15 protein-coding genes and 1 pseudogene are annotated in these 10,675 nt (G+C 69.8%); 6 read left to right on the top strand and 10 right to left on the bottom strand.

Going from position 1 to position 10,675, the window contains the following annotated elements; genetic code table 11:
* Positions 1 to 272 precede the first annotated feature (272 nt).
* A complete protein-coding gene (locus tag ACRYR9_RS18630) occupies positions 273 to 464 on the top strand; it encodes a hypothetical protein (protein WP_432498759.1) in 192 nt (63 codons plus the stop codon).
* Positions 465 to 497: 33 nt separating this feature from the next.
* Here the strand turns inward: ACRYR9_RS18630 and ACRYR9_RS18635 are convergent, their stop codons facing one another.
* The 4 genes from ACRYR9_RS18635 to ACRYR9_RS18650 all read right to left on the bottom strand — a co-directional run bounded on the left by ACRYR9_RS18635 (position 498) and on the right by ACRYR9_RS18650 (position 3,476).
* Positions 498 to 833, bottom strand: a complete 336-nt coding sequence (locus ACRYR9_RS18635) for a hypothetical protein (RefSeq protein WP_432498762.1) — start codon at positions 831 to 833, stop codon at positions 498 to 500.
* Positions 834 to 1,133: 300 nt separating this feature from the next.
* A complete protein-coding gene (locus ACRYR9_RS18640; protein ID WP_432498764.1) occupies positions 1,134 to 1,298 on the bottom strand; it encodes a hypothetical protein in 165 nt (54 codons plus the stop codon).
* A 109-nt stretch (positions 1,299 to 1,407) separates the two neighbouring features.
* Complete coding sequence (locus ACRYR9_RS18645) at positions 1,408 to 2,076, bottom strand: DUF6226 family protein (protein WP_432498767.1); 669 nt, start codon at positions 2,074 to 2,076, stop codon at positions 1,408 to 1,410.
* A 671-nt stretch (positions 2,077 to 2,747) separates the two neighbouring features.
* Positions 2,748 to 3,476, bottom strand: coding sequence for an ASCH domain-containing protein (locus tag ACRYR9_RS18650; RefSeq protein ID WP_432498769.1), 729 nt, complete (start codon positions 3,474 to 3,476; stop codon positions 2,748 to 2,750).
* A 242-nt stretch (positions 3,477 to 3,718) separates the two neighbouring features.
* Between ACRYR9_RS18650 and ACRYR9_RS18655 the strand changes: the two genes are divergently transcribed.
* Positions 3,719 to 4,420 (top strand): DUF6518 family protein, encoded by a 702-nt coding sequence (locus ACRYR9_RS18655; RefSeq protein WP_432498772.1) that lies wholly within the window; start codon positions 3,719 to 3,721, stop codon positions 4,418 to 4,420.
* Between the two features lie 162 nt (positions 4,421 to 4,582).
* Here the strand turns inward: ACRYR9_RS18655 and ACRYR9_RS18660 are convergent, their stop codons facing one another.
* Positions 4,583 to 4,882, bottom strand: a complete 300-nt coding sequence (locus ACRYR9_RS18660) for a S1 domain-containing protein (RefSeq protein ID WP_432498775.1) — start codon at positions 4,880 to 4,882, stop codon at positions 4,583 to 4,585.
* A gap of 149 nt (positions 4,883 to 5,031) precedes the next feature.
* Here ACRYR9_RS18660 and ACRYR9_RS18665 point away from each other — a divergent pair, with 149 nt between their 5' ends.
* Both ACRYR9_RS18665 and ACRYR9_RS18670 read left to right on the top strand, forming a co-directional pair.
* Positions 5,032 to 5,520 (top strand): hypothetical protein, encoded by a 489-nt coding sequence (locus ACRYR9_RS18665; protein WP_432498778.1) that lies wholly within the window; start codon positions 5,032 to 5,034, stop codon positions 5,518 to 5,520.
* A 249-nt stretch (positions 5,521 to 5,769) separates the two neighbouring features.
* Positions 5,770 to 6,195 carry a hypothetical protein gene (locus ACRYR9_RS18670; protein ID WP_432498781.1) on the top strand — a complete coding sequence of 142 codons (426 nt, stop codon included), beginning with the start codon at positions 5,770 to 5,772 and terminating at the stop codon, positions 6,193 to 6,195.
* Positions 6,196 to 6,425: 230 nt separating this feature from the next.
* Here the strand turns inward: ACRYR9_RS18670 and ACRYR9_RS18675 are convergent, their stop codons facing one another.
* From ACRYR9_RS18675 to ACRYR9_RS18690, 4 genes are all read right to left on the bottom strand, one after another.
* Entirely contained in the window at positions 6,426 to 6,785 is a 360-nt protein-coding gene (locus tag ACRYR9_RS18675; RefSeq protein WP_432498783.1) for a hypothetical protein, read from the bottom strand.
* A gap of 332 nt (positions 6,786 to 7,117) precedes the next feature.
* Complete coding sequence (locus tag ACRYR9_RS18680; protein WP_432498786.1) at positions 7,118 to 7,492, bottom strand: hypothetical protein; 375 nt, start codon at positions 7,490 to 7,492, stop codon at positions 7,118 to 7,120.
* A gap of 144 nt (positions 7,493 to 7,636) precedes the next feature.
* A complete protein-coding gene (locus ACRYR9_RS18685) occupies positions 7,637 to 8,179 on the bottom strand; it encodes a putative immunity protein (RefSeq protein WP_432498789.1) in 543 nt (180 codons plus the stop codon).
* 98 nt (positions 8,180 to 8,277) lie between these two features.
* Positions 8,278 to 8,898 (bottom strand): TetR/AcrR family transcriptional regulator, encoded by a 621-nt coding sequence (locus tag ACRYR9_RS18690; RefSeq protein WP_432498791.1) that lies wholly within the window; start codon positions 8,896 to 8,898, stop codon positions 8,278 to 8,280.
* A gap of 152 nt (positions 8,899 to 9,050) precedes the next feature.
* On the opposite strand from ACRYR9_RS18690, the gene ACRYR9_RS18695 reads away from it, so the two are divergent.
* On the top strand, positions 9,051 to 9,815 hold the full coding sequence (locus ACRYR9_RS18695; protein WP_432498794.1) for a hypothetical protein: 765 nt from the start codon (positions 9,051 to 9,053) through the stop codon (positions 9,813 to 9,815).
* A 104-nt stretch (positions 9,816 to 9,919) separates the two neighbouring features.
* Positions 9,920 to 10,324 (top strand): YunG family protein, encoded by a 405-nt coding sequence (locus ACRYR9_RS18700; RefSeq protein ID WP_432498797.1) that lies wholly within the window; start codon positions 9,920 to 9,922, stop codon positions 10,322 to 10,324.
* A 42-nt stretch (positions 10,325 to 10,366) separates the two neighbouring features.
* Here the strand turns inward: ACRYR9_RS18700 and ACRYR9_RS18705 are convergent.
* A pseudogene (locus ACRYR9_RS18705) lies at positions 10,367 to 10,552 on the bottom strand (mycothiol transferase); the annotation flags it as partial.
* Positions 10,553 to 10,675 lie beyond the last annotated feature (123 nt).

The following is a 10,675-nucleotide window of genomic DNA, read 5'->3' on the forward strand; positions in this document are numbered from 1 at the left end:
GGTGATCTTGAAGCGTAGAGAACTCCATGATCACCGGGGCCCGTGCTCGCCTGGGTCCGTGACACGCCAGACCCTCACCGAGTGCTTGAGCCACCCTGCCCGGTCCGCCTACTGCCGGTCGCTCTTATCCCTGAAGCTTGATCACCTCGTCACCGTAGCGAACTGCAGCCAATCGCGCGTCGCCTGGCGGTGCGGGCGCGGCGTCCGACCGCGCGGACGGCGGGATGACCGTGCGGTCGCATGCAGCGCCGCCCGGCTGCAACGATCACGCGATGACCGACATCACAGGCATCGTCAACCTGGTCCTCTTCGTGTGCCTGGTCGTCTACCTGACGCGACTGCGGGCGACCATGACGCGCTCAGCCGAGGCGCAAGAGCGCATCGCGCGGGCCTTGGAGCGGCAGGTGGCCGAGAAGGACGGAGCCGGCGCCAAGCTGCTCGACGACGCGGGGGCCGACCACTGAGTGCGGGGTGACCGGTAGGTCAGACGCTTGCCCTCAACGACCGCGGCGTTGCCGTAAGGGCCGATCATCACCGTCGTGGACGTAGCTGATCTCGATATCGGGCAGCTCGTTCTGCAGCTGGTAGGCCAAGCTCAAGCCCTCGTCTCGCCAGGCCTGCACCTGCTCGGCGTCGAGCCAGTCGTGGCCGGTCTCCTCCAGAGCGTTGGAGCGCTTATTCCATCTCCGGAGCTGTTCGACGAGCACGTCGCTGGCACCGAACTCGGTCGGGTCGACTGGACCCATGTGGTCGATGTCGCCGTCCCAGACTGGGTCCTGCTCGACCCACTCCGCCATGACCCGCAGGGCGACGGGGCGGTAGGGCTCCTCCATCTGAGGAGCATGGCATCCAGTGCTCAGCTTCGGGATCGTGGCAGCGGGGCGTGGGCGCCCGCTGCAGCGGTCCGGTATCGCCGCCCGGTCATCGGCAGAACCGTGAAGTCGCCGGCAGTTCCTGATCGCACGCTGTCCGCGGGATGACCGTGAGGTCGTCAGTCCATCGTTTGGGGCTCTTCGGCCACGAGCTCGACCTCGAAGCCGGCGCCGTCTTCGAGGAAGGCGGCGTAGTGCTGGGGCCCACCGGCGTGAGGGTGCGAGTCAGCGAACAGCAGTCGCCACCCGTGCTGCAGCGCCTCACTCCAGCACCACGTATGTCGCGTCGAGGGACCAGGTGCAGCCGGTGGCCCAGGTGTCCGTTCGGGAGCAAGCGAGGCGCTGCAGCAGCCAGGGCCAGGGCCCCTCAGCGGCGGTGGCGTCGTCTCTCCACAGCTCCAGGTGGTGCAGGTGTCCTCGCTTCACGGCGCCATCCTGGGGCCTCGTACCGCGCACCATCCGCGGGATGACCGTGCGATCGGCTACGGAATGCGGCAGTCCCCGGGACTGAGGCACTCGGGCAGTGGAGTGGGCGTCACCACCACCTGGCGCCGTGGACGACGCGGTGCGGTGAGCGGCCTGCCCGGGCGTCCTCGAGCAGCTGCTCGACGTCGCCGAGACCGTCGCTGTCGTCGTCGGTGGCATTGGCCTGCCAGCCGTGACTGTTGCCGAAGGCGGTGAGGCGGGGGGTGCTGACGTGGACGAAGTCACCGGTGACGACGCCGAGGACGTGCTCATCGAGCTCGGTCAAGAGGTGTTCAGAACCGTCGTCGCAGGCGTCGCACCCGCAGGCGGGCTCAGTGGCCAGGGGGACGGCGGGCTGCCCGGCGCTGAGGGTGACGAGGTTGTCGTCGGGGCCGTCGAAGCCGCGGAAGCTCAGCACCAGGGGGACAGCGCTCTGCTCGTGCGGGCGCAGTCGGTGAGCACGGACGGGGGCGATGCCCGAGGGAGAACCGTCGCGCCACGTGTCTTCCTCGCGGGTGAGGTCGATGGGCTCGAGGGTGGCCAGTCCTGCCTCGGTGAGGACCCGCGTCCAGGCGTTGGCCCGGGCGGTGAGGATGCGGTACTTGGCGGGGTCCAGGCAGCGGGAGTACTCCTCCGGGGCGGGCTCGTGGTCGGAGTGGGGGTCCGGCCAGGTCGCCGTGGACGCCGGGTCCTGCTTGAAAGCGGCATCGACGGCTGCGCGCAGGGTGTCCTGGTCCACGGCGGGAGCGTAGGACGGATGCTGCTGCTCCGGGCCGTCAACGGTGGTCGTGACGGTGCGGGGATCACCCACACATCAAGTATGAGCGGACGTCTCAGCCGGTCATGATCGCGCGCACTACGCGGCATGACCGGAGCGTCGCCTGGAGGGGGCTCATCCGACATGATCGTCGTATGACAAGACGTCGGCCCTACCTCGTCAGGACGAACGCGGTCGCTTTCACCCTGCCCCAGCTCATCGTGGTCGGGGTAGCGCTCATCGCCGCCGTCATCGGCCTCGTCCTGGTGATCGATGGAACGGCACTTGGGGCTGTGCTGGTGGGTTTGGGAGGCGCGACGGTGACGCGAGTGGTGTTCGTTGCGCGCAGCCAGTCGTCTGGGCCCGCTGAGAAGTAGAGGGGCGCGAGTCCTGGGCAGACCCGCCTCCCGTTGCTGCTGTTCGCCTTGGCTCGGTGGTGGCCGCGGGCCGGGAGGTTCTGCAGGCCCGCTTGGACGCCGCAGCGGAGCGGCTGGTGGAGCAGGAACGCGCACGAGGGCTGCGCGAGGACCTGGCCGCGGCCAGGCGTGACCGTGACGAGTCGCGCGCGGCGGCCCGGCCCACGGGCCGGCAGGGACGCCGGGGTCAGCTGAGCGCGCTTATCGCGGGATGACCGTGCGGTCCCCAGATCCGTGTCAGCTTTCGTCGACGTCGAAGCGGACGAAGACGACGTGGTCGTCGCTGGACAGGTCCGGGTAGTAGCCCCGCAAGCCGGGCAGCACGCTGGCCGCGTCAGCGAAGCCGTCCTCTCGTGCCTCTTCGTCGTTGATCTCGTTGACGGCCTTGGTGGTGGTGGAGGTGATCCGGCCCGCCAGGGTGACCGCGTCGCCGACGTCGTCGGACTCGAAGACCAGCAGTGCTGGACCGACCTGCACGGGGTCATCGAAGCGCAGGGTGACGCGCTTGCTGCCGTCGCGGACCGCAGACAGGTGGCAGGCGCGGAAGCGCAGGCGTTGGATCTGCTGCGCCTGCCAGCGGTAGGTGTACGGCAGCAGCTCCTCGGCTCCCACCAGGTGTGAACCCTCAGGGGTGGGGACGACGACGGAGATGGCCGGGTAGTAGTCGGCCAGGACCTGCCGGTCTCGCCCGCACGGGGCGAGCACGCCGCGGTCGTCATCGCCGACGGCGACGATGAGGCGGGGAGCTCGGGCGCCGGCGGCGCGGGCACGGGCCAGGGCCACCAGTTCGGCGCAGGGGCCACCGGTGAAGTGGTAGAGGTTCAGCCCGACGTGGATGCCGTCGCGCTCGTCCAGGACGGCTGCGGCGACGGTGTGGACGTTGCCGTCGCCGTGTTCGCGGATGGCGGTGCGGGCGGCCTCGATGAGCGCTGTCACCGCCTCCTGGCTCACCGGCTCGTTGATCACGGGGGCAGCGTAGATGCGGGTCATGCAGGTCGCGACGTCCCTTTCCAGCCGCTGCACGTCCCCAGCGCTACGCGCGCCTTCGACAAGTCCGCGAAGTCGCCGACTGGCCCTGACCGCGCACCGTCCGCGGGATGACCGTGAAGTCCGGGGATCAGCGGTCATCCCCGGGGATGACGAGCTCAGCGCTGATGATCAGACCCCGTGGTGACGTCAGGCCGTCTGCGGTGCGTCAGTGTTCGACCATGAGTGATTCCGCCGCCACGACGAGCTCGCCGCGCCCTGCTGGGGCCTCGGTCAGCCGACGCGTCGGTTCGGACGGTTCTCTCGGTGTCGCACTGGTGCTCGGTGCGGCCGTACTGGTCGGTCTGGTGTGGGGGGCGGCCACCTCCGGCCTGCAGACGGTGCTGCCCGGGTCCCTCGCTGGGCTGGCCAACGCAGTCGGTCCCTGGGTCGCCCCGGCCTTCCTGGTGGGGGCGTGGAGCAGGCGTTGGTGGGTCGCTGCCCTGGCCGGGATCCTGGTGTGCTTCGGTGAGGTTGCCGGTTACTACGCCATCTCCGCGTTGCGTGGCTTCGGGGTCAACCCCGCGATGGTGGTGCTGTGGGCCGTCTCGGGTGTGGTCGGCGGGCCGGTCCTGGGTGTAGCCGGGTGGTGCTGGCGCCGTGTGGGTTCGCTGCGGTGGGCGGCGTTGGGGGCGGCGCTGCTGGGTGGTGTCTTCCTCGCCGAGGGTGCTGTCGGCTACGGGATCTACCTGCGCTACACCGCTGACGCGGTCCTCTTCTGCACCCTGGGTCTCCTGCTGGTGGTGGTGCTGGGGGCCACCGCGCCGGCCGCGAAGGCGGCCAGCGCGCCCGTCCGGGGCGTCCGGGCGGCGGCGGCGTGGCTGCTGCTGGTGCTGCCGCTGGGTGCTGCCGGGGAAGTTCTGCTGCACCTCGCCACGAGCTGAGCTGCGGTCGCTGTCCCTTGGACGTCGTGAGCGGCCCGGCGTGAGGATGCACCGTCTTGGGTGATCTTCTGGCCCTCGGTCACCACGTACCGAGCGCGAGAAGATGTCGGCGGTTGCCGGCGCCCCGCCCGGATGCGGGATGACCGAGCACTTCTGCCGTCGTCAGTCCGTCTCGTCGAAGCGCAGCGTCAGCGTGCTGCGGTAGGCCCCGCTGTCGTGCTCGGCGAGGGGTTCCACCGGGTCGCTGTCGGTGGGCCACAGCCGCACGGCGCGGTAGGCGAAGCCGTCTTGGTCACCGGCTTCCCATTCCAGCGCCACCGCCTGCCCGGCATGCAGCTGTCGGTAGCCGGTGATCGCTACGTGCGAGAAGTGGGCCCAGCACCCGCCCGGTGTCTGCGGGCAGTCAACGACTCCCCACCCTTCTTCCGAGTGCCACTCACGTACGACAGCTTCGACAGCCATGCCCGGCATCCTCGTGCACGCACTGGTGGTACGCGGGGACTACCGGCACGAGCGTGCAAGGTCTGCGGGATGACCGGACGCATCCCTGGTCCGCGTGATCTGGTGAGCATCGGCACCGCAGGCCCGTCCTTCCGGGCAGCCTGTGCTGCATGGCCAGCACAGCGCGTTTGTCCGTCAGAGCATCCGTGCGCATACAGGGCACTGGCGCTGACCTGCCGCTGCCGCGAGTGGCGTTGGTGGCAGCTTCCAGCTACCCGCTGCAACACGAGCAGGACGAGCTGGAAGACCTTCGCGAGTGGCCCTTCCCGGTGAGCGTGGATTTCGCTGGGCCTTCGGTGGAGAGCCGCTATGCCGTGGCGCGGACGGTCTCGCAGCGGGTGACGTCGGGTGGTGCGGCTCTGGTGCTCGATAGCGCTTCGGGTGGCCAAGCGTGGGAGCCGCGCCCGAAGGTACTGCGCCGCGACCCGGACGATGGGGGGCTTCTGTGGCCGTTCGACGGGTGGTGGGTCTGGCCGGACATCACCGGCAGCTTCGCCGGGCAGACGTCCTTCACCGTGACGGCACCTGTGGAGTGGGGCACTCGTGGCAGCCCTCGGCGCGGGGAGGTGCTGCTGACGTTGACGTTGCGGGAGCACTGAACCTGTCGTGGCGCGCCACGTGTGAGCGCGTGGCCATCGGCAAGTGCGCTACGTCGCTGGCGTCCATGATCGCGCGCTGAGCGCGGGATGACCGCGACGTCATGCGCAGCGCGCCATGTGCGTGCACGGTTCGCTGATCATGCGAAGTTCGTGGAAGGGCCCTTGCCAGCTGCTCGGCCCATCGATTCTGGAAGCGTGGAGACTGAAGCGCCGAAGGCGTCCGCGCGTCGCTCACCATCGCTCGGTGCGGTGCTCGTGGTAGCGCTGATGCTCTTCGCCGGCTCGATGCTGGTGTGGGTGATCTGGCAGCTGACCGCCTCGGGTCGCCCGCCGCAGGCGTTCACCGACCGGGAGCCGTACCCGCGGTGCCCACCGGTGACGGTGGCGCAGGGGCAGGCATCGGAGCAGGTGTCGGGACAGCAGACGACAGCGGCGCCGTGGGAGGCGTGCCTGCTCAGCGCCCACGCGCAGCGCGACGGTGCGGAGGTGCGGGTGACGAGTCCGACCACGGAGGGGGACCCGATCACGACGTACTACCGCCGGGCGCCCGGGGGTGGGGGTGTGGAGGTGTTCATCGACGCCACCGCCGACTCCTTCGGTTCCGGGGAGTGGGAGCACCTGCAGTGCGCGGACGTGGCGGCGCTTCGCACCTTCGAGGACTGCCGGCCCGCCTGAGCGTGCCGAGCGTGCGTCGAGGGGCGCCTCGGCAGCGCAGCGGGCACGAGGAAGCGTGGTGCTCACCTGCTGCGGGGCGCTGCGTGGAGGGAGACTGGTTGCGGGCGCCGGCGTTCCGACAGCGCGCACTCACCGCGGGATGACCGTGAAGTCGCGCGCAGTGTGCAGATGACATCGGACAGAGACCACACGCACCGCCGCGCGAGCGAACAGCAGACCTTACGTCATCCCTAGGGACCGCAAGGGCTTGTATTGCCGTTGCGCGCGCGATACCGCGCCCGCATCAGCCGGGAAACGACGCCTAGCAGACACAGTGGAACCGCTACGAGAACGCCGAACATCAAGCCGATCCAGAGGAACGCGAAAAGGATGAATCCGCCGTCGACCTCGAGAAACGCGGCATCACCTACCCCGGGTAAGCCGAAGGAGAGGTAGATCAACGGTGCGGCAAGTCCCACGCCGGCCCAGACGGCGCCGAGAGTCAGGTGGTGGCGCACTTCTCCGCGTGTAGCTACCCGCAGGCTCAGGCAGAGCAGCAGCGCCGCCAGCCCCAGGACCACCTCGCCAAGGGCGAGCGTCGAAACGGGCACCCACCCAGTGTGGCAGTCGCTTGCGGCGACCATGAGCGGTATCGGGCAGGACTTGATGGAGGACCTGGGAGGCGACGAGCGCGAAGGGCGCCACCGCACGTGGTGGCACCGTGAGCGGGCTTCAGATCACGAGCCTGGCTCACGGCCATGCACCACAGGTGTTCCTCACGGCCACGTGCGGTCAGCATGATCGCGACGGCTTGCGGCGGTTCCATTCCGCGGTTTGGGAGCGAGCGGTGATGGTGACAGCGCATGGAGTGGGCATGGGCTTGGTCGTCGTTTCGCTGGTGGTGCTCATCGGCAGGTCGGGGTGGATTCCGCCGTTGCGTTCCTTACCCGCACTGCTGCCGGCGGCACGTCCGCCACAGGTACAGCGCCCCACCGACCCCTACCGACAAGGTGGCTGCTGCCGGGAGGGCGACCGTGGGCGAGACCACCTGCACTCGCCTGCTCTCACCGATGCACGTCTTGCGGATCAGCGGGAAGAGCTGCTCATCGAAGCGGACCATCGGCTCGCGCAGTCGCCGCTCACACGTCTCAGCGACGTGCAGGGGGCCTGTCAAGGGCGCCAGGAAGTAGAAGCCCGCGGAGAACGGTACGCACGCCACGGCGACGACGAGGACGAAGACGTTGACCCAGCGTTGGGTCTTCGAGATGCCGCGCTTTTCAGTCGCCCGTGAGTGGTGGTCGTGGCCTTGCCGCTGCACGAGCTCATCGTGTGCCGGCGACTGTCGTCTCGGGTGGGTTGTTCACGGCTTCACTCCACGATGCCTACTGCTCGATCATCGAGAGACGAGGGCGGTCCTCGACGTCCTAGCCAGCGGGATGACCGGAAGGTCGCTGGCCTACCGTCACCCGCGCAGCGCCCAGTCCAGACGGCGCATGAGCTCACCCACCCTGCCGCCACCCGCGGGAGCCGGCGGCAACCTGCTCAGCACGGCGCGGACTCCCGGTGGGGCCTCGCGCTGGGCCCGTACGACCTCCCCTTCACCGACCGAGCGGTCATCGCCGCCGGCCAGCTCCAGGGCACGGGCGGCGTGGGTTGCTGCGCCCAGGACGTGCTTGACCTGGTGCGCGTCGGCCAGGGGGTGCAGGTAGGCGCTGCCCGCGGCGTGAGCGGCGGCTCGCGCAGCGTCCCGGGCTGCGGGTGGGGTGGCTTCGCGGGCGGCTCGGTGTGCCGCCCAGGCGGTGGTGCGCAGGGCCGCGCCGCGCCGGCCGCCGGCGGCGAAGGCCTCGGCGGCCTCGATCGCTTCCCGGGGGCGTGGGTCGTGGGGGTGCTCGTCCTCGAAGAGGGTCAGGGCGGTGCGGGCGCAGGTGGCGGCGAAGCTGGTGACGTCGCGCAGCTCTGCCTGGCTCAGCTCGATCGCGTCTGCCCTGGGACTCACGTTCAGCATCTTTCCGGTAGACCTCTTGGAGCCGGCCCTGGCCATCGGTGTGACCGAGCGTTTGCTGCCTCGAGTGGCGGTGCTTCAGCCAGGTCCGACGGGTTTGGTCAGCGCAGCCGCGGGCTGGTGAGGCTGGCGCGGATCGCGGGGGCGAGGTGGCGAATCAGCTGCTCCCGTGAGGCGCCGGCCGCAGGGTGCAGACGCAGTACGTACCGGGTGAAGATCACCCCAGCCAGGGTGGTGACGGCGGCGCCGGCGCGGGCGGTGGCTTGTGGCCCCCCGATCTGCTCGGCCAGGCGGGCGATCACCTCCTGCTCCAGGAATTCAACGACAGCGCGCAGCACCGCGGGTTCCTCCAGCGCCATGACCACCAGAGCGCGCAGCGCCGGGCCGCTGTCGGGGTCCTCCCACGCGGCGCTCACCGCGGCCAGCAACCGCTCCGGCAACTGCGCTGCATCTCCTTCCAGAGCGGCGGCCAGCACCTGCGGTGGGCTGAGGGTCAGGCTCATCACCGCGCTGAACAGGCCGCGCTTGGAGGCGAAGTAGTAGCTGATCAGCGCGACGTCCACCTCCGCGTCGGCGGCCACCGCGCGCAAGGTGGTGCCGGTGTAGCCGTGGCTCAGTAGACGCGAGCGGGCGGCCAGCAGGATGCGTTCCCGGGTGCTGGGGCCGACGGGCTCGCTCGAGTTGCTGGGGTTGCGGGGTGGTCGTCCGCGCCTTCTATTCATCAGCGTTGAAGGTAGCGGGTACCCCGGTGGACGCTCTCCCCATGCCCACCCTTCACCGAGTCGACGACCAACCGGTGCTGCGGGGCCGCACGGGGCGGCAACCGTGGGAGCAAGCAAGGACGCGAGCAGGGACGCGAGCAGGGACGCAGAGAGTGCGGCGATGGACCCGGGCACGCCTGATCGAGCCCTCCACGGCCGGCTACCTCTACATCGGCGCCAGCTCCGGCTCCTGGGCACTGCCTGCCGCCTTGCCCAGCGCCCGCCGGCGCATCCTGCTGGCCCTGCTGCACGCCACCGCCGAGGTGTTGCGCCTGGAGGAGGGCATCGAACGCGCGGACGTCTTCCGCGCGGTCCTGCGTCCGCCGGGCAGTGGGCGATCACGGGCCTCGCAGAGCGACAGTGCCGTTTGCGGCGCTGCCCCGGGCCCTGCCCTGAGCTTTCCCCCGAACGCCGTCCTGGATGCGGTGCTGCTGGTGCAGACGCGTGACCCCGCCACCGCCGCCGCCCAGCTACGCACCGCGCAGGTCGCCAGTCTGCGCGCACGGCTGGAAGCCTGCGGGGCCTGCACGCTGGTCTTCGCCGGCAGCAACGTCCGGCGCATCGCCGATGTGGAGCACGAGCGGGCGGGGATCTTCTTGTTCAACTACTTCAGCGCCGAGGACACCGAGGAGAACCTGTACGCCTGGCAGTACACCGCGGGCTGGTTCCAGCAGCAGACAGGCCTGGACAACTCCACCGTGCTGCGCCCGATAGGGCCCGCAGGTGGGTACAGCCTCATCAACCACTGCCGCTGGGACCACCTGCGCGATGTTCTGCCTGCGCTGATCTTCAGGCCCAGCTTCCGCCGCTTCGTGCTGCGCACCTTCGCCGAGCACCGGACCGCGGCGCACCCGGTCCTGTACCGCTTGGACAGGTGAACGTCCGGCTGTGATCGCGCACCCAACGCGGGATGACCGGAAGATCGTCAGCGAGCGTGGGCAGGCGGAGCCGGTGCTCGTCCCTGTGCGGCACGATGCCTTCCATGCCGACGTTGACCCTGAGCGCGATCGAAGCCGCAGTGCGTGCGTCGTGGGGACCCGACACCTCCTTCGCCTCGGCTGACTACATGGCTCGGGGCAGCGGGCAGCCCTCGCGAGGTCAGTGCGGAACGAGCGCTCTGGTCCTGCAGCAGCTGCTGGGTGGCGACCTGATGGTCGCCGACGTCGAGTACGAGGGCCGGGTGGAGGGCGTGCACCACTGGAACGTGACCGCCGGCGGGGTCGAACTTGACCTGACACGAGACCAGTTCACCAGCGCTGAGTCGCTGATCAATGTGCGTCGGGTGATGACACGACGGAACGCAGGAGGGCCTGGCGAGCGACCGTTCCAGCTGCTGCGGGAGAGAGTTGCTACCGCTCTCCAGCGCGAAGCACCGACATCGTCATGAGCACGCAGACCCGCAGACACGGGCCCAGCGCGGGATGAGCAGTCAGTCGCCCGCCCGCTCGCTCAGGAGCTGCTCGCGCAGGATGTCGGCGTGCCCGCAGTGCTGGGCGAGCTCGCGCAGCACGTGCAGGTAGACCCAGCGCAGCGGCAGTGGACCGCGGCGGTTGCCGGGCAGCACCTCGTCCAGGTCCAGGCCGGCGACTGCTTGCCGTGAGGCCTGGCACGTGTCAAGGCCCGGGTTTGATGGAGACCTCCAAACAACGCCTTCGAGAGGATGATGGTCTCCATGGCTGCACCCAGGAAGTACCCCGACGAGCTGCGTGAGCGGGCGATCCGCATGGCGGTCGACGCC

It is taken from the genome of Kineococcus auxinigenes (assembly GCF_050871525.1).
Taxonomy (GTDB): domain Bacteria; phylum Actinomycetota; class Actinomycetes; order Actinomycetales; family Kineococcaceae; genus Kineococcus.

Coding starts and splice junctions, on each gene's coding strand:
- ACRYR9_RS18630 (WP_432498759.1), top strand. CDS start 273: ATGACCGACATCACAGGCATCGTCAACCTGGTCCTCTTCGTGTGCCTG.
- ACRYR9_RS18635 (WP_432498762.1), bottom strand. CDS start 833: ATGGAGGAGCCCTACCGCCCCGTCGCCCTGCGGGTCATGGCGGAGTGG.
- ACRYR9_RS18655 (WP_432498772.1), top strand. CDS start 3,719: ATGAGTGATTCCGCCGCCACGACGAGCTCGCCGCGCCCTGCTGGGGCC.
- ACRYR9_RS18660 (WP_432498775.1), bottom strand. CDS start 4,882: ATGGCTGTCGAAGCTGTCGTACGTGAGTGGCACTCGGAAGAAGGGTGG.
- ACRYR9_RS18665 (WP_432498778.1), top strand. CDS start 5,032: ATGGCCAGCACAGCGCGTTTGTCCGTCAGAGCATCCGTGCGCATACAG.
- ACRYR9_RS18685 (WP_432498789.1), bottom strand. CDS start 8,179: ATGCTGAACGTGAGTCCCAGGGCAGACGCGATCGAGCTGAGCCAGGCA.
- ACRYR9_RS18690 (WP_432498791.1), bottom strand. CDS start 8,898: ATGAATAGAAGGCGCGGACGACCACCCCGCAACCCCAGCAACTCGAGC.
- ACRYR9_RS18700 (WP_432498797.1), top strand. CDS start 9,920: ATGCCGACGTTGACCCTGAGCGCGATCGAAGCCGCAGTGCGTGCGTCG.